The following is a 23,109-nucleotide window of genomic DNA, read 5'->3' as shown; positions in this document are numbered from 1 at the left end:
TAGTGCCAATTTGGCTTTCTGATTGGAGACTTTATGACCTTAACGCCTAAACTTGCCTTTATTGGCACCGGCAATATGGCTTTTGCCATTATTCAAGGCTTGCTTAATAGCGGCTATCCTGCTCATCAGATTTTAGCGTGTAATAAAAGTAACCTAGAACGCCGCGCCTCACTTCAGGCATTAGGTGTCCAACTCCCGAAAAGCAATCAAGAAGCAGTTGAAGCCGCTGATGTGGTGATTCTTGCGGTAAAACCGCAAGTGATGGCAGAAGTGTGTAGCGAATTTGATGCTGTTGATTTTAGCGCTAAAACGGTAATTTCTGTTGCAGCAGGGATTTCAACTGCGCGAATCCAAGCACTTCTTCCAAGTGCTCAAACGATTATCCGCACTATGCCAAATACACCTGCCTTAATTGGTGAGGGACTAACGGGGCTATTTGCAAAAGCTGGCACAAATCCGACCGCTTGCCAGCTGGCTGAACAGTTGATGTCTGCTGTTGGGCGCTGTTATTGGGTAAAAGAAGAAGCACAAATTAACCAAATTATTGCGATTACGGGTTCTAGTCCAGCTTATTTCTTCCGTTTTATGGAAGCCATGCAACAAAGCGCAGAAGAAATGGGGTTTAGCTCGGAAGATGCCCGTCTATTAGTCCAACAAGCTGCACTTGGGGCAGCTAAATTAGTGGTAGCACATCCTCAAACGCCACTTTCTACCTTAAGAGAAAATGTGACTTCTAAAGGCGGCACCACCGCACAAGCGTTAGCCGTTTTTGAACAAGCTCATTTGGCTGACACGGTCAAACAGGCAATGCGAGCCGCCATTTTACGGTCTGAAGAAATGGAAAAATTATTATGATAAAACCGACTGCCTTTCAATGGTCTGCTGCAAACTTCTTTGGTTACTACTGTGCTTACGGCGTAGTTCTGCCCTTTTTGCCTGTATGGTTAAAATCAGTCGGTTACAATACTGAAATTATCGGCTTATTGCTCTCTTTAGGTTATCTATTTCGTTTTAGTGGCGGATTATTTTTCTCTAGCCGAATCAAACAACTTAACCAACTGATTCCGATGAGCCGAAAACTCGCTTGGGGAAGTTTATTCGCGGTCGTGCTGATGGGATTCGCTGCGGATAGCTTCTGGCTGTTATTCCCTGCATTTGGCTTGTTTCATCTGTTAAATGGTGCAGGAATCCCGATGAGCGATACGATTGCCTCAAGCTGGCAACAGCAACAAGGAATGGACTACGCCAAAGCACGGTTATGCGGTTCGCTCGCATTCGTGGTGGGAGCTTTACTTACCGGTTATATTGTGGGATTTTCAGGTGAATCGGTTATTTTAATGATATTAAGTGCCACCTTATTAGCCTTTTGTATGGTACAAATGCTCTCGCCGCGAGTAGGATTTGAAGAGGTAAAGCAAAAGCAAGCTGCATCAACGAGCTACTGGGCTGTATTCAAACAACCCACCACCGCAAAAATGCTGATTATTGCATCACTCGTACAAGCCAGCCATGCGACTTATTACGCCTATGGTTCAATTTATTGGCAATCTATCGGTATTTCTACACAAATTACCAGCTGGTTATGGGGCATTGCGGTCATTGCAGAAATGGGATTATTTTTTATTGCTAAACGCATATTTGGCACACAACCACTTGCACGATTGATGCTATTAAGCGCAATTGGCACCATTATTCGTTGGATCATTATTGCTAATAGCGAAAGCCTTCCGCTCATTGTGTTTTCTCAATTATTGCATGCTTGTAGTTATGCCTTGAACCATTATGCAATTATTCGCTATATTTCGACACAACCGAGTGATCATATACCGAAGCTACAAGGTCTCTATTTTGGTTTAGCTAGCTGTGCTGTCATGGCACTCTTCACGTTGTTAGCGGGATTTGTCTATAATGACTCCCCAACAAATAGTTTCTATTTAATGGCAATTTTGGTTGTGCCATCATTTTTTCTTTTACCGAAAAAACGCGCTGCGTAAAAACGGTTATTTTTAAGGATTCACTGTGTTAAAAATGTTTAAAACGCTCTATCAAATTTTTCGAATGATTCGAGAATTTGTGCTCAGTCTGTTTTTTGTAGTCTTTGTGATGATTTGCTTTGTATTTACTTCACTTTTTACAAGCAGTAATCACACACCACCGATTAAATCGGGCTTTCTTACCTTACGCTTAAACGGCTATTTAGCAGATAATCCGGAAGAATATGGTGACCTCTATCGTTTGCTTAATTCAGAATTGAATCATCAAGAAGAGCCACAAAAATACTCTACTTTTGATATCGCTCTAGCCATTGAACAGGCAGCAAGTGATTCACGCATTGAAGGGATTGTTTTAGATTTAGGCAAGCTACAAGATGCGGATTATCCTGCACTGACCTATTTAGGCAATAAGCTTAAAAATTTCCGCAAAGAGAATAAGCCGATTGTGGCGGTTGGTGTACTTTATTCCCAAGCGCAATATTACTTAGCCTCTTTTGCCGATAAAATCTATCTCAACCAAGCGGGTGCAGTGGATATTCACGGTTTGAGTTATACCCCACTCTACTTCAAATCTCTATTTGATAAGATTGAGGCTAAACCTGAAATTTTCCGCGTGGGGACTTACAAATCAGCTGTTGAGCCGTTAATTCGCGATAATATGTCGCCAGAAGCGAAAGGAAATGCATCACTTTGGCTAAGCGCTATGTGGTCACAAGTGAATGAAACCATTAGTGAAAACCGCCAAATTGCTAAAGAAGCTGTGTTACCTGATCTGCCAATTTTGCTAAAACGCTATCAAGAAGTTTCTGGCAATGATGCGCAATATGCTCTAAAACAAGGCTTAGTTAATCAGCTCTTTAGTGGTGAAGAAGCGTTAAAACGCCAGCTTCGTGATGATTTTAAACTACCAGAGAAACATGAACCTAACTTCATCGAACTGGAAGATTACTTAACTGAAGTGCCTGATCGATTTGAAGAAACTCATGAAAACAAAATTGCCGTTGTTACCGTAGAAGGTGAAATTACGATGGGGGAAAGCACAGAAGATACTGCTGGCAGCGAAACCATTGTAAAAACACTCCAACGCGTGAAAGAAGACAAATATGTTAAAGGGTTAATTCTACGCATTAACAGCCCAGGTGGCAGTGCAGTTGCTTCTGAACTGATTCGTCAAGCAGTCAATGAAGTACAAGCAAGCGGTAAACCTGTTGTGGCATCAATGGGAGGCATGGCAGCCTCTGGGGGTTATTGGATTGCAGCAACCTCAGATAAAATCGTCGCCGATGCTAACACCCTTACTGGTTCAATTGGTATTTTTGGCGTCATGTTTAACTTTGAACAAACGGCTAAAAATTTAGGGATTCGCGAAGATGGCATTGCTACATCAAAACTGGCAAACATCAGTGGCTTAAAACCACTCAGTGAAGAACAACGCCGTCTCATTCAACTGAACATTGAAAATGGCTATCAACAATTCCTAAGATTAGTCAGCCAAGGGCGTGGAATGACAGAAGAAGACGTGGATTACATTGCTCAAGGTCAAGTGTGGATTGGCAAAGATGCTTATCAATCAGGATTGGTTGATGAATTGGGTGATTTTGATTTCGCAGTAAATCTGTTACATCAGATGATTATTAGTCAAAATGAGGAAAATGCACCCAAGAAAGTACAGTGGTTTACCGCTGAAGATAACTCATTTTTCGGCGAACTTTCACGCAACATGAAGCAAAATGCGCAATATCAGTTAGCTAGCTTATTCGACTTACCTGTTGCTAAACAAGCTAAACAAGCAACGGATGTCATGAAAAAATTCAATGATCCGAAAAACAGTTATCTATACTGTCTAGCTTGTGCCAAAGTGCGATAATTTTGCAAGTTTCAAAAGAAATTTAACCGCTTGTAACGCAACCTAAGCGGTTTGAAATCTCTAGACAAAGGGCGTACCAGCAAGTACGCCCTTCTTATTATGGTTTTAGGTGTGTTTTATGGGACTTTCAATCCCAATTTATTAACCTTGATAAGCGGTTAAATCAATCACTTCATCGGCAAAATGCATCAATTCTTGTTGATGAGTAATGAAAATAACAGAAGCAGTTGGCAATTGCTGTTTAATTAAATTAAACATGGATTGTGCGGCAACGCCATCTAAACTGCTGGTTGCTTCATCTAAATAAATGACTTCTGGCTTATTCAGCAACACTCGCGCAAAAGCAATACGTTGTTGTTCACCACCTGAGAAAATATGTTGCCAGCTATGTTGTTCACTTAAGCGATCTTGCCATTTCTCTAACCCAACCGCACGCAAAGCATAATTCATTTCTGCATGGCTATAACAACTTTCATTAGGATAACTCAACACTTCCGCCAATGTTCCTTCATTCAAATAGCTACGCTGTGGCACCAATAAGCTGGAACGATTTGGCGTTTTAAATTGTCCGTCATAGTGCTGCCAAATACCACTTAATACACGTAACAGGGTCGATTTACCTAAACCACTTTTCCCTTTAAGACAAATCCATTTTTGTCCATCTACCGCTAAAGAAAGATTACTCAATAGACGTTGATTTTCAGGCGTGTAAATCGCGAGATTTTCTGTCTCTAATAATTTATCCGTTGGTACTGTTTCGGCAGCAATTAGTTGATCAAGTGCATCCATTTCTTGTTTAAGTTGGCTTAAACGCTTAATCGCTGAAGACCATTTCGGCAAACTGGAATACGCAAATACTAACCAGCTAAATCCGTCAAAGACCACAGAAAATGCTGTGCGAATTTGCATAATGCCACCAAAAGTAATCACTTTGGCTGCCAGTAACGGCATAGAAAATAGCACCGGCATCAATAACGCAAAACGTTCATAACCTACGGTAAAAAAGCTCAAATGCTTTTCTTTATCCATCAATAAACGCCAGTTGCGGACAATCTCTTTAAAGCTATCTGCAAGACGAACTTTTTCAGCTTGTTCCCCTTTATAAAGCGCAATTTGTTCTGCATTATCTTGCTTGCGTATTAAACTCGTACGGAAGTTTGCTTCAAAAACTTGTTGTTGGTAGTTAAGCGTATGTAATTTTCGCCCAATCAAATGCGTAATAATCGTACCTAATCCAGCATAAATTGCCGCCACCCAAACTAAATAACCATCCACGACAAAAGTATGCCCGAAAAGATTGATTTCTGGTGAACTTGCTAGTCTCCAAAGCACCATAAAAAATGCCCAAAGCTGGATAATGTTAAAAATGAGCGAAAGAGTAAGCTCAATGGTGTATTCAATGAAAATGCTAATATCTTCAGCAATACGCTGATCAGGGTTTTCCATCTTTTTTTGGTAAGCCAGGCGGTAATAAATTTGCTTAGAAAGCCATTTATTCAAAAAGTGGTGGGTCATAAATTCCCGCCAACGAATAATCAGTAATTTACGCAACCAAACCCGATAAACATTGATAACAATGAAAATGGAAATATAAAGGAAATAATCCCCTAATAAGCTATAAGATTTCTCAATTTCTAAATTAGAAAGTGAATCATAAAAGCCTTTTGACCAATCCGCGATAAGTACATTTAAGTAAGTAATAGTTGAGCCAATACCGATGACTACCAGCGCAATTAGCCAAGCTAGCCAATGTTTTTTATTCCCCCAATATGGGCGACAAAGTTGATAAAAATTTTTAAAAAAGTCTCTCATAAATTATGCTTTAGAAAAGATGGGCGAAGTTTTACTTCGCCCATGAAAGGTTAATTAGATTTTTTCGGTGTGGTAATAAAGATTTTCTCATTCTCACTAGAAAAAATTTGGCTTGCCATCGCTTGCATGTTTTCTCGTGTAATGTGATCGGCAAGCTGCTTCATTTCACTTAAATACGCTGGTGTACTCAGCTGATTTTCACTTAAGATTAAGCGTGAAAGCCAAGTTTCTGGCGCATTGAGACGCTCTTTCTCCGCCTTAATAAACGCGGCTTTTGCCTGTTGCACATCTTCTTCTGTAATTTGATTTGGTAACTCATCAAATACCGTTTTTGCTCGCGCAATCAGTTTTTCTGTCATCTCAGGATTTGCGGTAAATGCCAACTCGCTCTCAATACGATCCGTTTGTGGATTCAACGTACTTTCAAAACGCAAACTATATACGCTTAATTGCTCCTCTTTTAATGCCGTTTTTAGTTTCTCGGTTGCAATATTACGCAACAATGAAACCAGTACTGCATCTTTAGCTTGCCATTGATGTGAGGTAAAACTCCAAATACGAATATCATCTTTTGATGCACCGTTAATAGTTAATACCGTTTTAGCGTTCCCTTCTGTTGGTAAACCTTGCGTTGAATTTAATCGCTTGCTTCTTGGGAAATCCGCAAGATATTGGGTAACCAATGCTTTAACTTGTGCTTCCTCCATATTATTCATCAAATAATATGTTGTTGGGGCACGCATCATTTTCGTCCACTGCTCATCCAATGCCGTTGCAGTCAGCTGTTCAAGCTCTGCTTTCGTTGGCAAGCTATCATCAGTACTACCCGAACCATAACGTAGCTCAATTAAAGATTTTACTTGAGCTGCTTCATCAGCCTTTTCTTCTCGTGTTTTAAGCGCAGAGAGAATCCCTTTTTTGCCATCGTCTAAACCTTCTTTTACCTTAGTCTCTAAGGTGTAAGCATAAAATAGGCGTAACAAATTCGGCAATTCGCTATTTTCAACATTCCCACTTAAAAGTAATTTATTCGCATCTTGCTTAATCGAAAAATTCACTTTATGTTCACTTTTCCATTGGTCAAGCTGTTCAGCCTCCCAATCAAGCGGTGCATTTTTCTCAACTAATTGCGAAGCTAACTGACTTTGCCACGGATTAAGTCCTTCAGCCTTAAAGCCTGCCGAACTTTCTGCAGCAAAAAAGGTGGTCTCTTTAGCCAAAGGACTTTTTAACCAAACAACTTTATCACCATTAGACAGTCGCCAATGCTTCACTTGCTCTGCATCAAAAGCTTGCTCCTCAGTAATGCTGCCTTTACCTTCAACATTTTCCAACGACATTGGTAAAATATCTTTTGCAGGTTGTGGAGCTGCAATTTCGCGAGTTTGACCATCAGCAATAGCTTGATTGATTTCCGCTTCAGTCAGTGTCAATTTTGTTTCAAGTGGCGGCTGGTAATTAACCAAACGGTCGGTTGCACTTAACCAAGATTGAATACGGGCATTAACGGCTTCTGGCGTAATTTTTGGCAATAATGCTTCCATACGTGTTGCTAATTCTGGCTGCGTTAAAAACGGTTTATCTTTTAAAACCGTTTCATCCATCGCTTTTACCCATTTAGCAAAATCGCGATCGCCGGTATGTTTTTTAGCGTGTTCGATTTGTGATAACAATGTTTTTTTGTATCGCTCTAACTCTTCTGCCGTAATTGGATATTGCTTAATACGTGCAATCTCCTCACTAATTTGCGATAGACCTTTCAAATGCGCGGTTGGATCTACGTTTGCAAAAATACCTAACGCTGCAGTTTGTTGCCCAATGTCAGATTTACGCACGACTAACGTTGATACCCCTTTGGGTAGTTGGCTAGATTGATTGCGTAAACGCTGTGTTAGTGCGGTAAGCGCAAAGCGATCGAGTAAACGCTCATAACGCCCTTCTTCAGTTTGTGCGTGGCTTTTGCTTTCATCAAAACGGAATATATAGGCAATTTGACTCACACCACTACGAGGATCTTGTAATTTAGTAATCAATAAACGTTCAGATAAGCGTGGTTCTAAATAATCTCTTACTGGTAATGTTTTAGTCGGCTGTGCACCAAAATATCTCTGAATGTCTGCTTTTGCTTTTTCTGGCTCAACATCCCCTACTACCAATAAACGCATATTATTTGGCGCATACCAGCTTTGATAGAATTGTTGTAATTGTGTGGCTGGCATGGTGTTAATACTATTTTCTGTACCCATCACACTATTACGAGCATAACGTGAATCAGCACGAACCACTGCTGTACGTTGTTCATTTATCGTTGTACCAACGCCTAAACCCTTGCGCCACTCTTCTAACATAATTTTACGTTCGCTATCGAGATCTTCTTGAGTTAAGTTAGCATGAAAAACCATTTGTGAGAGTGCATCAAAACTTTGATCTAATCCCGCAGTCGTTGGCGGCGTAAGCATATATGTTGTGCTATCTGTTGTCGTTAATGCATGGTAATTTTTGTCTTTGACCCATTTCTGCTCATGCAAATAAGGCATTAAACCATTTGGATGTGCTTTAGTACCACGAAAAACCAAATGTTCGATCATATGTGCAACGCCAGCTTGATCATCTTGTTCATCCACACTTCCTGCATTCACGCGTAAACGAATTTCAATATGCCCTTTCTCATCATGCAACGGCAAAATTGTGTACTGCAAGCCATTTTCAAGTGTTCCTTGAATTGGCGCTGATTTTTCTGCCCAAACTTGAGTAGAAGCGGCTAATAATAGCAATGCCGTTAATTTCATTCGCATTTTTCTATCCTTTTTAAAATAAAATCCCTCGCATAAACGAGCGGAAATCTGGTTTCAAGCGGTCGAATTTTAACAAATTTTTGCAAAATTATGTAGCTGTTGAAGAATCGCTGAAGTTACATAATGCCATAAAAAAAGCAACAACCGACTGGCTGTTGCTTTGTTCTTTGCAAAAGATTTTGGAAATTTAACCGCTTGTTAGAAAGTGTAATTCATACTTAAGCGGAAATCGCGTCCTGCTCCCGCTAAGCTATTGCCACCTGCGCGTTGGCTATGGCTCTTGTAGTTTTTATTAAAGGCATTATTAACCGCAAAGTTAAGCGTTAAATTTTGATTTGCATCCCAACTTGCGAAGAAGTCATTCACGCCATAACCTGCCTGTTTAACCACCGCACTATTGCTGCTAGAACCTCGGCTTGGAGTACCATTTTCACCTTCAACAAAGCGACCTTTCCAGCCAATTTCTAAGCTTGGGTTTTCAAAGCGATAAGAAATTTCGCTTGTCCATGTACGGCCGGTTGCTACTGCAAATACGGCATTATCTAAGCTTGCATTATTGAATGTAAAGGTTTCTGGTTTACTTTCTGCAATACCTAAGCGGAATTTAAAACCACCTTGTTTATAAGCTGCCCCTAACTCATAACCTTTATTACGTAATAATGCGGCATTGATAATCGTATTATCTTTAATAGCATGAGCATCTTTTACTTTTTGCCAGAAATAGCTACCGTTTAAAGAAACATTATCATTCACGTCGTAGTTAAAACCAATCTCGGTATTACGCGCTTTTTCTGCACGTAGATGGTCAGCAACATCACGCTTGGTATTTCCAGATAGCATTGCTTCAAATAGACGAGGGCTACGACTTGCAAAGTTTAAGTTCGTGTTGAAACTTAAATCATCCGTTGCTTGCCAAATTAAACCCGTACTTGGGCTAAAACTACCATGGCTAACTTCTTTGCCAGTATTCGCTCTAAATTTAAAGTGGTCGTAGCGTGCACCTGTCGTTAGTGTTACTGAACCTAATCCCCAAATGCCTTCTAAGTAAACACCTGTATCCGTTTTTTCTTGGCGATTGGTTACCCCTGTTGCTTCTACTTTTTGTGTTCTGCGGTTTTTCGCAAAAGCTTGGAGCGCATTAGGTTTTGCTTCTTGGTGACGATAGTTCACACCATATTTTAACCAGTGGTTTTCGCCAATAGCTGAGTCTAAATCAAGATTTGCCCCGTGCGTTGAAACTCGAGTTGTACTGTTTTCAGCAGGTTCTTTGCGGGCAACTTCAATACGGTAAACATTGGCTTTTGCTTCCGTAATAAAGCCCATGTTTTTACCTTGCCATTCAAGGTTAGTTGTATCTTGTGTGGTCACACGATAGCGTGGACTATTATTAGAATCATTGGAAACCACCGCGCCATTCGCATCTACTTTGCTTGATTGAGAGAAATCAAACTCTTCGCGTAAAGCACGTTCACCGTGGTAGCGTTCTTGACGATGGCTAATCACTACACGTTGATTTTCGTTAAAGTCATACCCTAATTTAGCCAATAAACCTCGTTGCCCTAGTGCGCTGTTTTTAACGACATCTGAACCTTCAAAATTGCGATAACCTTTACCGCCTTTGTAATTTTCATTGGTTTCCCAGTTACCACTTAAAAGCGCATCAAAACCACCCGCTTTTCCATAAACACTCGCACCTTGAGAATGGCCTTTGTTACTACTTACACCCGCATTCAATTTAAAACCGATATCCTGCCCTTCACGTAATAAGTCTTTGGCATCAACGGTTGTTGCTTCAATAGAACCACTCGTTGCACCAATGCCTGCGCTAGCAGAACCTGCCCCTTTGCGGACGTCAATTTTTTTAATCAAACTTGGATCAAGCATAAAGCGACTTTGATGGTGGAAAACCGGTGTGTCACTTGAAGTGTTATCCACTTTAAAATCAATTTGGTCTTGGCCCATGCCACGAATAGTTATCCATTGTGACGTTCCGCCAGTACCGCCACCAAAGTTAATTGCCGGTTCTGCACTTAACACGCCACGTAAATCTTCATTCGTGTTCTTTTTCAGATCTTTTAAAGTCACCACATTGGTTTTACTTTTAGCCCCTGTATTTTCAGTCACAACTTTAATTACATCTAATTGTGCTGTGTCTGAGGCATAAGCGAAAGAAGAGAATGTAGCCAATACGGCAACGGCAAGTTTGGTTTTGGTAAACTGCATAAGGAAATCCCTGTATTGAGAATGATAATAAACTGTAAAAGTTGCGTAAATATATGCAAAAACAAAATAAGAGTCAATCTCATTATCAAGATATTTTCCTAAACTAAAAATAAAAAATCACGCAATCGGTCAATTGCGTGATTCTCTAAAATATGAAGAAACTATATAATATGGCTGCGCTTATTCCATAGCTTACCGATAAGATTTTCGAGCGATAGCTCCACTTGTGCACCAATGCGTTGCGCCAGTTTTTTCTTCTCTTTGAATTTGATTTCGATAACTTCTTTCTCTTTAACCGCAGTTAACAATAAGTCATCACTGGTTGAGATCTCATCGATTAAATGTAACTCTAACGCTTGCTGACCATACCAATGTTCCCCAGTTGCTACTTTTTCAATGTCTAATTGAGGACGGTTAGTTTTCACGAAATCTTTAAATAACTGGTGAGTTGCGTCTAATTCTTGTTGGAATTTTTGCTTCCCTTTTTCGGTATTTTCCCCCATTAAAGTTACCGTACGTTTATATTCTCCAGCTGTCATCACATCAACATCAATATCATGTTTTTTCAGTAAGCGATGAATATTTGGCACTTCAGCTACTACGCCTACAGAGCCAATAACCGCAAATGGTGCAGCCACAATTTTATTCGCAAGGCATGCCATCATATATCCCCCGCTTGCAGCGACTTTATCCACTGCAATTGTTAAAGGAATTTCACGCTCACGTAAGCGTTTCAGTTGAGAAGCCGCTAAACCGTAACCATGTACAACACCACCTGGACTTTCCAATTTTAACAACACTTCATCTTGCGGTTTAGCAATAGATAAAATCGCACTAATTTCTTTACGTAATGATTCCACACCATGTGCGTGTACATCTCCTTCAAAACTTAACAAGAACAAACGGGATTTTTGCTCTTCCTCTGGCTTCTCTTCGCCAGCTTTTAAACGTTTCTTCTCAGCTTTTGCTTTCTCTTTTTCCGCTTTTTTTTCTGCTTTTTCTTGCTGTTTTAGCTCTTCTTCACTTAAAAAACAGGCTTCAAGTGCTTTTTGCTGTTCTGTGAATTTTTCAGTGAGATTGACTACTGAAATAGAACCTTCTTCAGGCTGTTTTTTAGCTTCTAAAATCAGCATCACAATAAAAGCGAGCACACCAAAGACCGTGAGTAGCTCAAGTAGGAAAATACCATAATTAAGTAAAACTTCTTTCCACATCAATAATTATCCTTTTGGTAAAAAATAAAGAAAATTAGACCGCTTGCGGGCTATTTTCATCAGGTTGTGATAACAAATCTACCACAGCTTGCGCAGCACTCGCATCTGCATCACATTGAATGAGTTTGTGTAATTCGGTAAATCGCTGTTTGAGCGCATTTTTTTGCTGTTGGCTTTCAACATCTTCTGCCAAATACTGACTCAAATGAGCAGCTAAATTTTCAGGATTACACGCTTCTTGAATTAACTCCGGTACTAAAGGCGCATTCGCCAATAAATTAGGGAGCGAAATATAGTCTGTTTTGACTAGTCGTTTTGCTAGCCAATAAGTAAACGGCTTCATTTTATACCCCACTACCATCGGCGATTTGCACAACATCGCTTCTAATGCAGCGGTGCCCGATGCTAATAAAGTACATTCCGACGCAATCATCGCTTGACGCGCTTGCCCTTGAATAATATGGAGCGCTAAATTCGGGGCGATTTCCGCTTTTATTGCTTCAAACTGAGCTTGGCGTTTTTCATTTACCATTGGCACTAAAAACGTAATATCGGGATACTGTTCTTGTAAAATTTGTGCGGCTTTTAAAAAAGGCTCTGCAAGAAAATGAATCTCACTTTGGCGGCTACCAACTAACATCGCGACATATCGCTTATCGCTAGGTAAACCAAGTTGTTGGCAAGCTTCAAGGCGATTCGGTTTCAGCGCAATGCTATCTGCCATGGTATGACCGATAAAACGACAAGGCGTTTCAAACTTATCATAAAAGGCTTTTTCAAACGGTAAAAACGCTAACACCATATTAGTTGCTGCTTTAATTTTATGTACTCGGCTTTGACGCCAAGCCCATACAGAAGGGCTAACATAATGAATCGTTTTAATGCCATTCGCTTTAAGTTTTTGCTCTACCGTCAGGTTAAAATCTGGTGCATCAATACCGATAAAAATATCAGGTTTGGCAGCAAGCATGGTTTCAATCACTTCCTTACGGCGTTTAAGCAAACGTGGCAAGTGTTTTACCACTTCTGCTAACCCCATTACAGCAAGCTCTTCCATATCAAACATCGTTTCACAACCAGCTTGTTGCATTCTCTCTCCCGCCACGCCGATAAAGCGCGCACCTGGATAGTGAACTTTCAACGCATTGATAAGCCCTGCACCTAAAATATCGCCAGAAACTTCCCCGGCGACCAAGGCAATTAAAGGAGATTGGTCGTTCATTTTGCTCCCCAAGTTTACATATAAAGGGCTCATTATATTGTCATTCTACCGAATAGCAATCATTGTAAGCAATTCATAAATTTATGAAAAATTATTTGACAAAGATCACGATTTGAAATAATGGCGATTGTATTTCTTTTGATTACAGTTAGAATGAAAAACAGATGAAAATTGATAGTTTTTTAATCTGACTACAAAAAATAGACATTTAAAGCGATGTGCAATTTATTTCACATTTTCTAATCCGTTGAATTCTCATTTTCATTCAACGCCCACTTCCAAATCAAGTGAGGTTTTTATGACACTACTCGTAGCCCCTTCTATCATCAATGCATTTTTTGATGGCACGCACGCTGACCCCTTTTCCGTCCTAGGTATGCATGAAACGGAGCATGGTATTGAAATTCGTGCTCTATTGCCTGATGCCCACAAAGTAATCGTCATCGATAAAGAAAAACAATCTGAGGTATGTGAGCTAAGCCTACTAGACGAACGTGGTTTTTTTGCCGGCGTCATACCAAATACGTTAGATTTCTTTGCCTACCAATTACAAGTCTTTTGGGGACATGAAGCACAAATTATTGAAGACCCATATCGTTTCCATCCAATGCTAGATGATTTCTCCCAATGGTTATTTGGAGAAGGGTCATTGTTACGTCCTTACGAAGTATTAGGCGCGCATTTTATGGAGTGCGAAGGCGTGAGCGGTGTGAATTTCCGTTTATGGGCACCAAATGCGAAACGAGTCTCTGTCGTAGGTGACTTTAACTATTGGGACGGTCGCCGTCATCCAATGCGTTTCCATCCAAATAGTGGTGTATGGGAACTCTTCTTACCAAAAGCGAGTCTTGGTCAACTTTATAAATTTGAATTGATTGATTGCAACGGCAATTTACGCCTAAAAGCTGACCCTTATGCATTTAGCTCACAACTTCGCCCAGATACCGCTTCACAAATTAATGCACTACCACCTTTTGTGCCAATGACCGAAGCACGCAAAAAAGCAAATCAAGCGAACCAACCGATTTCAATTTATGAAGTTCACTTAGGTTCATGGCGTCGCAATTTAGCCAATAACTATTGGTTAGACTACGATCAAATTGCTGACGAACTGATTACTTATGTTAAAGATATGGGCTTTACCCATATTGAATTTTTACCACTTTCTGAATATCCGTTTGATGGCTCTTGGGGTTATCAACCGATTGGCCTGTACTCTCCAACCAGTCGTTTTGGCGATCCACAAGCTTTCCGCCGTTTAGTTGACCGCGCACATGAAGCCGGCATTAACGTTATTTTAGACTGGGTACCAGGACATTTCCCAAGTGATACTCACGGCTTAGTCTCTTTTGATGGTACTGCATTATATGAACACGCCGATCCAAGAGAAGGCTACCACCAAGATTGGCATACGCTTATTTATAACTATGGCCGTTATGAAGTGCGTAATTATCTTTCAAGTAATGCACTTTATTGGTTAGAACGCTTTGGCATCGATGGTATTCGAGTCGATGCTGTTGCTTCGATGATCTACCGCGATTACAGCCGTGCTGAAGGTGAATGGATTCCAAATCAATATGGTGGACGAGAAAATTTAGAAGCGATTGAATTCTTAAAACATACTAACTGGAAAATTCACGAAGAAATGCCAGGTTGTCTTTCTATTGCTGAAGAATCAACCTCATTTGCGGGCGTAACCCATCCAAGCGAAAACGGCGGGTTAGGCTTTAATTTCAAATGGAATATGGGTTGGATGAATGACACGCTTTCCTATATGAAATTAGACCCAGTTTATCGCCAATACCATCACAATAAAATGACCTTTGGCATGATGTACCAATACAGTGAAAACTTTGTACTACCACTTTCTCACGATGAAGTCGTACACGGCAAATGTTCACTTTTAGGCAAAATGCCGGGCGATGCATGGCAAAAATTTGCCAACCTACGTGCTTATTATGGCTTTATGTGGGGTCATCCAGGTAAGAAATTATTATTTATGGGCAATGAATTTGCACAAGGTCGAGAATGGAATTACGAAGAAAGTCTCGACTGGTTCTTACTTGATGAAAATATCGGTGGCGAATGGCATAAAGGCGTTCTGAAATTAGTAAAAGATCTCAACCGCATTTATAAAACGCACCCTGCACTGTTTGAATTAGATAATCAACCTGAAGGTTTCGATTGGTTAGTGGTTGATGATGCTGAACACTCTGTTTTTGCTTTTGAACGTAAAAGCGAAGATGGCGAAAGAATTATTGTGATCAGCAACTTTACACCCGTTCCACGCCACGATTACCGCATAGGTGTGAATGTCGCAGGTAAATATGAAGAGATTTTAAATACAGATTCTATGTATTACCAAGGCTCAAACATAGGTAACTTTGGTTGCGTAGAAAGCGAAGCCATTCATAGCCACGGGCGTGAAAACTCGATTTCTGTCTCGGTTCCGCCATTAGCAACCGTATATTTAAAATTTCAAGGATAATTTTCCTCACTCACGGGCATCAATTCTTTAGGTTAGAAGAGTATGTTTACAGTTTACAACCAAGGCAAGGCTTTCCCGCTAGGCGCTACCCAATATCATAAAACACAAGCGGTCAAAAATGGTAAATCATTTACCAATTTTGCACTCTTTTCATCTGCCGCAACGGCAGTTGAACTCTGCCTGTTTGATGGGCAGAAAGAGACTCGCTTGCCAATGGTGCGTACTGATAACATTTGGCATTTAGCCGTGTTAGGGGCGGAAACTGGCACAGAATATGGTTTTAGAATCCATGGTGAATCTGCTAATTCACAAAAATTGATGCTCGACCCTTACGCTAAAGCCGTTAATGGAAAACCTGATTTAAGCACGCCTGAGGCGAAAAGTTGGTTCTTATTAAATGACCCTCGGGATAACGCAGCTCTCGCACCAAAAGCGGTGGTTATTGATACCCAATTTGACTGGACAGGCGATTGTGCGCCAAATATCCCATGGGCAAACAGCATTATCTATGAATTACACGTTAAAGGCTTTAGTAAGCTAAATGCCAATATTCCTGAAGTTTTGCGTGGCACCTATGCAGGGCTCGCTCACCCAACTAACTTGGCTTACTTTAAAGCTTTAGGCATTACTGCGGTGGAATTACTCCCAATAAACTTCTTTATTGATGAGCCACATTTACAAGCAAAAAATTTGCAAAACTATTGGGGATATAACCCGCTTGCAATGTTTGCTGTAGAGCCCAAATATGCCGCAACAGATAACCCGCTAACAGAATTTAAACAGATGGTTAAAGCGTTGCACCAGGCTGGCATTGAGGTGATTTTGGATGTGGTATTTAACCATACTGCTGAATCAGAAAAAGATTTCCCAACCTTTAGCCAACGCGGTATTGATGATGCTCACTACTATTGGCAAAACGCACAAGGTGAATATCTTAATGCAACCGGTTGTGGCAATACACTGAATATTGCTACCGATGCAGGGTGCCAATGGTTTATCGACTGCCTACGTTATTGGGTAGAAGATTGTCATGTAGATGGTTTTCGCTTTGATCTTGCCACAGTCTTAGGCAGAGCAACGCCAGATTTTCACGCACAAGCTACCTTATTTGAAAAATTAGCGAGCGATCCAATTTTGCAAAAAGTGAAATTGATCGCTGAACCATGGGATATTGGCTATGGTGGCTATCAGGTTGGACAATTCCCCGCTTATTTTGCGGAATGGAATGATCGTTTCCGTGATGATATGAATCGCTTCTGGTTATGGCAAAGTGGCGCGTTAGGCGCATTTGCTGAACGTTTTTCAGGTTCTAGCGATTTATTCGCAAAAAATGACCGCTTGCCACACACCTCTGTTAATTTTATTACCGCACATGACGGTTTCACTTTGCGTGATTTAGTCAGTTATAACACTAAACACAATGAAGCAAATGGCGAAGAAAACTGCGATGGGCGTAATGAAAATTACAGCTATAACCACGGATTCGAAGGCAATGAAATTCTGTCTTCTGAACCCAATAAATCAACAATTGAACAAAACCGTTTTATTACCCAAGCTAGCTTGTTAATAACGCTATTGCTAGCAAATGGCACGCCAATGCTGCTTGCAGGTGATGAATTTGGTCATAGCCAACAAGGCAACAATAACGCCTACTGTCAAGATAACGAAATCACTTGGTTGAATTGGGCAAACTTCAATCAACCACTATTTAATTTTACTGCACAGACCATCGCTTTAAGAAAGCAGATTGCGAGTCTCACGGCTGATCGATGGTGGCATGATGGAAACGTGCAGTGGCTGAACATTCATGGGCAACCTATGGAGATTGCTAATTGGCAAGACTCTAATACTAAAGCCTTCCAAATTTTGCTTGATAATCGCTACTTATTGCTTATTAACGGCAAAACCGTGCCTCAAACCTTTTTATTGCCTAATCAATTTGATTGGGAAGTAGTGCTGAGCTCGCACGATATCACCTGTTCATCGCACCACTTTGAAACGTCTGATAAAACGTTTTGCGTGTTGCAAGTTAAAGATTTTTAAACTTAGAGGAGCTTATTATGAAAAGTCCAAATAAATATGATTTAGTCAAGGATACCTTAGTCCTTATCTTAGCAGGTGGCCGCGGCTCACGCTTGCACGAACTTACAGATAAACGTGCAAAACCAGCACTTTATTTTGGTGGTAACCGTCGTATTATCGACTTCGCATTATCAAACTGTATCAACTCTGGATTAAACCGTATTGGTGTGGTTACCCAATATGCAGCGCACTCTTTATTACGCCATTTACAAACAGGCTGGTCATTCTTACCACAAGAGCGTGGGGAATTCGTAGATATGTTACCAGCACGTCAACAAATTGACGATTCCACTTGGTATCGTGGTACAGCGGATGCGGTTTATCAAAATATGGCGATTATTCGCAATCACTATCGTCCGAAATATATTTTAATTTTAGCGGGTGACCATATCTACAAACAAGATTACAGCGTGATGCTCATGGATCACGTCATCAGCGGTGCAAAATGTACAGTAGGTTGTATTGAAGTGCCACGTAGCGAAGCGCATGAATTTGGTGTGATGGCTGTGAATGAAAATTTAAAAGTCAAAGCCTTTGTTGAAAAACCAAAAGATCCACCAGCCATGGTTGGCAAACCTGATGTTTCATTAGCTTCGATGGGGATTTATGTTTTTGATGCAGACTACCTTTATCAAATGCTAGAAAAAGAAGTCCAAAAACCTTATACCTCTCACGATTTCGGTAAAGATGTTCTGCCAAGATGTTTAGAGGAAGGTACGCTTTATGCGCATCCATTTAGCCGCTCTTGCATGGGTCGTAATACTGAAGGCGAAATTTACTGGCGTGATGTCGGTACGCTCGATAGCTTCTGGCAATCCAATATCGACTTGGTTTCTGAAAATCCACAATTGGATATTTATGACCAAAGCTGGCCAATTCGCGGAAATCCAGTACAAACTTATCCGTCAAAATTCTTCTACAAAAATAACAATATTAAGCCTGTAGATAACTCACTAATTGGCGGTGGCTGTGTGATTACGGATGCATCTATCAGTAATTCAGTCCTCTTTGATAGAATTAAAATCCAAGAAGGCTCTTTTATTGATCACAGCGTTGTTTTACCAGAAGTACAAATTGGTAAAAACTGTATTTTGAAAGATTGTATTATCGACCGCCATTGCACTATTCCAGATAACATGCAAATCGGGGTAGATAAAGCGCTAGATAGCACCCGTTTTAGAGTAAGCTCAACAGGCAAAGTGGTATTAGTCACACCAGCTATGTTGAAAAAACTCCAAGGTGAAGTGGCTGCGCCAGAAGAACATTTAGACTAATAAACAACGGTGGGGCTTAGCCCCACCGCTTTTAATAAGGAACTGCAATGAAAGTATTACACGTTTGCTCGGAACTCTACCCTCTCCTAAAAACCGGCGGACTTGCCGATGTATTAGGGGCATTACCTTTTGCTCAACAAGCAATTGGGATGGACACTCGCATTTTATTACCTGCATATCCTGCATTGACAAAAGGGATTCCTGACACAGAAGTTGTTGCAGAATTTGATAACTTCGCAGGACATGTTACTTTGCGTTATGGGCACTATCAAGGCATCGGCATCTATTTAATCGATGCGCCACATCTCTATGCCCGAGAAGGAAACCCTTATCATGATGCCTACTACAATGATTATGGCGATAACTACAAACGTTTTGCGCTACTCGCTTGGGTTGGGGCTGAGCTTGCTAGTGGGCTTGATAGCTGGTGGAAAGCCGATATTGTGCATGCACACGATTGGCATGCAGGACTTGCCGCAGCTTACTTATTCTATAAGGGCAGACCTGCAAAATCAGTTATGACTATTCATAACTTAGCTTATCAAGGTAAATTTGATCACCGCCATCTTTATGAAATCGGCTTACCAGAACAAATGTTCCATGTTGACGGCTTAGAGCTATTTGGGCAAATCTCATATTTAAAAGCCGGCCTCTATTATTCTGATGCGGTAACGGCTGTTAGTCCAACTTATGCCAAAGAAATTACCACTGCTGAATTTGCTTATGGATTAGAAGGATTACTAAGTGGCTTAGAAGCCGAAGGTAAATTAGTGGGCATTCTAAATGGCGTGGATGAAAATATTTGGCATCCTAGTGTAGATAGCTACATTACCCATCACTACAAAATCAAATCTATGACAGGTAAGAAAAAGAATAAAGCAGAATTACAAGCTTACTTTAACTTACCACAAGATAATGACGCACTACTGTTTGTCATGGTTACCCGCTTAACTGAACAAAAAGGCGTAGATCTCTTAATTGAAAGTGCCGGCGAAATTGTTCGACAAGGCGGGCAATTAGTGATTCTAGGATCAGGCGCAGAGCATCTTGAACATGGCATTCGTCAATTAGCTGAAAGTTATCCAGAACATATTGCGGTAAAAATTGGCTATGATGAAGCGCTTTCGCATTTAATGGTCGCAGGCGGTGATGTTATTTTAGTACCAAGTCGCTTTGAGCCATGTGGCTTAACCCAGCTCTATGGCTTGCAATATGGTACTTTACCATTAGTACGTGCAACTGGCGGCCTAGCAGATACTGTTGTCAATACGACGGCTGACACGATAAAAGATCGCACTGCAACGGGCTTTAGTTTTACAGAAGCTAATTCTGAAGCATTAACTAAAGCGATTATGCGTGCCTTTACACTTTGGCAAAAACCACGCTTGTGGTCTAGCGTAAGAAGTAACGCAATGCACCAAGATTTTAGTTGGAAAACAGCAGCACAACATTATTTAGCGCTTTACCAATCTCTTTAAACTATTAACCTAAAATCATACCGCTTATGAGGTAAATCTCACTTAACAAGCGGTATGATTTTTGTTGTTTTTTACTAAAAAAAGACTAAAATTTATTCGTTTTGTCCTAAAAAAATAGGACAGCCATTTTTGAATTTTCCTTAACATTACAGAGGTTTCCTATGTCAATGGATAATTTTGATTCTCCATTTTTATACAACCGCCCTAAAATTGATACTGAATCATTAAAAAAAGCGATTGTTTCCAAACTTATTTTTTCTATCGGACGCTCGCCTCAAGAGGCTAGCCAACGTGACTGGTTAAATGCCACCTTATCTGCCGTACGTGATTTCGTGACTGAAGGCTGGATTACAACTGCCCGCCAAGCTCGTGCAGAAGATACTCGCCGAGTTTATTACCTTTCTATGGAATTCCTCATCGGTCGCTCACTTTCAAATGCCATGATCGCAGAAGGCTTGTATGAAACTGTACAAACCGCACTTGCAGAATTAGACGTAGATTTAGAAACCATTATTGAAAAAGAAATCGATCCAGGTCTAGGTAACGGTGGTCTTGGCCGATTAGCGGCTTGCTTCATGGACTCGATTGCAACTTTAAATCTACCTGGTATGGGCTACGGTATTCGTTATGAATACGGCATGTTCCGTCAAAAAATTGAAAACGGCCAACAAGTGGAATGCCCAGACGCTTGGTTAGAAAAAGGGGCTCCATGGGAATTTATGCGCCCATCTAAAAAATATAAAGTAGCTTTTGGCGGCCATATCTACTTCGAAGACAAAAAATGTATTTGGAGCCCGCAAGACTGTGTAACCGCATTAGCTTATGACCAGATGATTCCTGGCTATGAAAACAATTCTGCGGCAACCCTTCGTTTATGGGCAGCACATGGTGGTGAATCATTTGATTTAGCAGATTTCAACCGTGGTGATCACTTAGGTGCCGTGGAAGAACGTTCTAGCAAGAAAAACCTTTCTCGCGTACTTTATCCAGATGACTCTACTTGGAATGGACGTGAATTACGTTTACGCCAAGAATATTTCTTAGTAGCTGCTTCTTTACAAGATATTATTCGTCGCCATAAACGCACACATAAAACAATTGAAGACCTTGCGGATAAAGTAGCCATTCACTTAAACGATACTCACCCAACATTAGCAATTCCAGAGTTAATGCGTATCTTAGTAGATGAAGAAGGGCTTGAATGGGAAACTGCTTGGGATATGACCCGCCGCATTTTCTCTTATACTTGCCACACTTTGATGTCAGAAGCTTTAGAAACTTGGCCAGTAGAAATGATGGCAAACATCTTGCCACGTCATTTACAAATCATCTTCGATATTAACGACCATTTCTTAGAATATGTTCGCACTTATATTACAACCGATAATGATTTCATCAGCCGCGTATCGCTCATTGAAGAAGGCTATCAACGTAAAGTGCGTATGGGCTGGCTTTCTGTGGTTGGTTCACACAAAGTCAATGGCGTTGCAGCTATTCACTCTGATTTAATGGTAAGTTCGACCTTTGCAGATTTTGCTCGCATCTATCCAGAACGCTTTACCAATGTAACGAACGGTATCACCCCACGCCGTTGGTTAGCCGTAGCAAACCCGAAATTAGCGGCTTTATTTGATCAATATATTGGTCATCAATGGCGTACTGATTTAGGCCAAATTAAGCAACTTTCTAAATTTGCATCAGAATCAGCATTCAAACGTGCTATTGCAGACATTAAATTTGAAAACAAAGTGAAGCTAGCAAATTATGTGAAGAAAACGCTGGATATTGACCTTGATCCACATGCGTTATTTGATGTGCAAGTAAAACGTATTCACGAATACAAACGTCAAATTCTTAACGTACTTCATATTATTGCACGCTATCAAGCTATGTTGGAAAACCCAGAAAAAGAGTGGCAACCACGTGTATTCATTCTTGCAGGTAAAGCAGCTTCTGCTTACTATGCAGCGAAACAAACGATTCATTTAATCAATGATGTAGCAAATATCATCAACAATGATGAGCGCTTAAAAGGCAGACTCAAATTAGTATTTATTCCAAACTATAGCGTGAGCCTAGCACAATTAATTATTCCAGCAGCAGATATTTCAGAGCAAATTTCACTTGCAGGAACGGAAGCGTCTGGTACCAGTAACATGAAATTTGCCTTAAATGGTGCGTTAACACTAGGTACGTTAGATGGCGCAAATGTTGAGATTCTAGACAACGTTGGCGAAGAGCATATCTTTATTTTCGGTAATACCGTTGAACAAGTAAATGCCCTACGCCAAAAAGGCTATAATCCGGCTGAATACTATCAGCAAGATGAGCAGCTTAACCGTGTTATTGGTGCACTTGTTGCAGGTCAATTCTCTCCAGAAGATCCGATGCGTTACACCAACTTAACGCAAAATCTACAATACCATGACTACTATCAGTCTTTAGCAGACTTTAGAAGTTATGTAGATGCGCAAGCGAAAGTTGATGAAAAATATAAAAATCGTGATAAATGGATTGATAGTACTATTCAAAATATTATCAATATGGGCTTCTTCTCTTCAGACCGTACCATCATGGAATATGCGGATAACATCTGGAAAGTGAAACCACTAAGTAGTAATAAATAATCTTTTTCCTAAACGAAAGCCCCGTTAAATTTA

General features: G+C 40.5%; 13 protein-coding genes. 8 read left to right on the top strand and 5 right to left on the bottom strand.

Annotation, left to right across the window (positions count from 1 at the left end; all coding sequences use genetic code 11):
• Positions 1–33 precede the first annotated feature (33 nt).
• The 3 genes from proC to sppA are packed head-to-tail and all read left to right on the top strand — an operon-like array spanning position 34 to position 3,861.
• Positions 34–855: a pyrroline-5-carboxylate reductase gene (gene proC, locus HSP_RS0110310; RefSeq protein ID WP_010130060.1), complete on the top strand. Its 822-nt coding sequence runs from the start codon at positions 34–36 to the stop codon at positions 853–855.
• The gene (locus HSP_RS0110305) at positions 852–1,994 is read left to right on the top strand and encodes a 3-phenylpropionate MFS transporter (protein WP_010130059.1); all 1,143 of its coding nucleotides are present in this window, start codon (positions 852–854) and stop codon (positions 1,992–1,994) included. The genes proC and HSP_RS0110305 overlap by 4 nt, the downstream gene beginning before the upstream one ends.
• Positions 1,995–2,019: 25 nt before the next feature.
• The gene (gene sppA, locus HSP_RS0110300; protein ID WP_010130058.1) at positions 2,020–3,861 is read left to right on the top strand and encodes a signal peptide peptidase SppA; all 1,842 of its coding nucleotides are present in this window, start codon (positions 2,020–2,022) and stop codon (positions 3,859–3,861) included.
• Positions 3,862–4,002: 141 nt separating this feature from the next.
• Here sppA and HSP_RS0110295 read toward each other — a convergent pair whose 3' ends face one another.
• The 5 genes from HSP_RS0110295 to lpxB form a co-directional block, all read right to left on the bottom strand.
• Positions 4,003–5,673 carry an ABC transporter ATP-binding protein/permease gene (locus HSP_RS0110295; RefSeq protein WP_010130057.1) on the bottom strand — a complete coding sequence of 557 codons (1,671 nt, stop codon included), beginning with the start codon at positions 5,671–5,673 and terminating at the stop codon, positions 4,003–4,005.
• Between the two features lie 50 nt (positions 5,674–5,723).
• Positions 5,724–8,468: a M16 family metallopeptidase gene (locus HSP_RS0110290; RefSeq protein WP_010130056.1), complete on the bottom strand. Its 2,745-nt coding sequence runs from the start codon at positions 8,466–8,468 to the stop codon at positions 5,724–5,726.
• A 198-nt stretch (positions 8,469–8,666) separates the two neighbouring features.
• The gene (locus HSP_RS0110285) at positions 8,667–10,691 is read right to left on the bottom strand and encodes a TonB-dependent receptor domain-containing protein (RefSeq protein WP_007524812.1); all 2,025 of its coding nucleotides are present in this window, start codon (positions 10,689–10,691) and stop codon (positions 8,667–8,669) included.
• Between the two features lie 161 nt (positions 10,692–10,852).
• Positions 10,853–11,905 (bottom strand): protease SohB, encoded by a 1,053-nt coding sequence (gene sohB, locus HSP_RS0110280; protein ID WP_010130055.1) that lies wholly within the window; start codon positions 11,903–11,905, stop codon positions 10,853–10,855.
• Positions 11,906–11,939: 34 nt separating this feature from the next.
• Positions 11,940–13,127 (bottom strand): lipid-A-disaccharide synthase, encoded by a 1,188-nt coding sequence (lpxB, locus tag HSP_RS0110275; RefSeq protein ID WP_007524678.1) that lies wholly within the window; start codon positions 13,125–13,127, stop codon positions 11,940–11,942.
• 298 nt (positions 13,128–13,425) lie between these two features.
• On the opposite strand from lpxB, the gene glgB reads away from it, so the two are divergent.
• From glgB to HSP_RS0110250, 5 genes are all read left to right on the top strand, one after another.
• Positions 13,426–15,615, top strand: a complete 2,190-nt coding sequence (gene glgB, locus HSP_RS0110270; protein ID WP_007524521.1) for a 1,4-alpha-glucan branching protein GlgB — start codon at positions 13,426–13,428, stop codon at positions 15,613–15,615.
• A 42-nt stretch (positions 15,616–15,657) separates the two neighbouring features.
• On the top strand, positions 15,658–17,658 hold the full coding sequence (glgX, locus tag HSP_RS0110265) for a glycogen debranching protein GlgX (protein ID WP_007523970.1): 2,001 nt from the start codon (positions 15,658–15,660) through the stop codon (positions 17,656–17,658).
• Positions 17,659–17,675: 17 nt separating this feature from the next.
• Positions 17,676–18,971 carry a glucose-1-phosphate adenylyltransferase gene (gene glgC, locus HSP_RS0110260; RefSeq protein WP_007525301.1) on the top strand — a complete coding sequence of 432 codons (1,296 nt, stop codon included), beginning with the start codon at positions 17,676–17,678 and terminating at the stop codon, positions 18,969–18,971.
• 47 nt (positions 18,972–19,018) lie between these two features.
• The gene (gene glgA, locus HSP_RS0110255) at positions 19,019–20,449 is read left to right on the top strand and encodes a glycogen synthase GlgA (protein ID WP_007525428.1); all 1,431 of its coding nucleotides are present in this window, start codon (positions 19,019–19,021) and stop codon (positions 20,447–20,449) included.
• Positions 20,450–20,610: 161 nt separating this feature from the next.
• On the top strand, positions 20,611–23,076 hold the full coding sequence (locus tag HSP_RS0110250; protein WP_010130054.1) for a glycogen/starch/alpha-glucan phosphorylase: 2,466 nt from the start codon (positions 20,611–20,613) through the stop codon (positions 23,074–23,076).
• Positions 23,077–23,109: the final 33 nt, after the last annotated feature.

Source organism: Haemophilus sputorum CCUG 13788, from assembly GCF_000238795.1.
GTDB lineage: Bacteria > Pseudomonadota > Gammaproteobacteria > Enterobacterales > Pasteurellaceae > Haemophilus_A > Haemophilus_A sputorum.
This window is presented reverse-complemented; position numbering and strand designations above follow the sequence as displayed.

Bases quoted from the DNA above. Each gene is read 5' to 3' on its own strand.
- glgB (WP_007524521.1), top strand. From the start codon at position 13,426: ATGACACTACTCGTAGCCCCTTCTATCATCAATGCATTTTTTGATGGC.
- HSP_RS0110290 (WP_010130056.1), bottom strand. From the start codon at position 8,468: ATGCGAATGAAATTAACGGCATTGCTATTATTAGCCGCTTCTACTCAA.
- sohB (WP_010130055.1), bottom strand. From the start codon at position 11,905: ATGTGGAAAGAAGTTTTACTTAATTATGGTATTTTCCTACTTGAGCTA.
- lpxB (WP_007524678.1), bottom strand. From the start codon at position 13,127: ATGAACGACCAATCTCCTTTAATTGCCTTGGTCGCCGGGGAAGTTTCT.
- glgX (WP_007523970.1), top strand. From the start codon at position 15,658: ATGTTTACAGTTTACAACCAAGGCAAGGCTTTCCCGCTAGGCGCTACC.
- HSP_RS0110285 (WP_007524812.1), bottom strand. From the start codon at position 10,691: ATGCAGTTTACCAAAACCAAACTTGCCGTTGCCGTATTGGCTACATTC.
- HSP_RS0110295 (WP_010130057.1), bottom strand. From the start codon at position 5,673: ATGAGAGACTTTTTTAAAAATTTTTATCAACTTTGTCGCCCATATTGG.
- proC (WP_010130060.1), top strand. From the start codon at position 34: ATGACCTTAACGCCTAAACTTGCCTTTATTGGCACCGGCAATATGGCT.
- HSP_RS0110250 (WP_010130054.1), top strand. From the start codon at position 20,611: ATGTCAATGGATAATTTTGATTCTCCATTTTTATACAACCGCCCTAAA.
- HSP_RS0110305 (WP_010130059.1), top strand. From the start codon at position 852: ATGATAAAACCGACTGCCTTTCAATGGTCTGCTGCAAACTTCTTTGGT.
- glgA (WP_007525428.1), top strand. From the start codon at position 19,019: ATGAAAGTATTACACGTTTGCTCGGAACTCTACCCTCTCCTAAAAACC.
- glgC (WP_007525301.1), top strand. From the start codon at position 17,676: ATGAAAAGTCCAAATAAATATGATTTAGTCAAGGATACCTTAGTCCTT.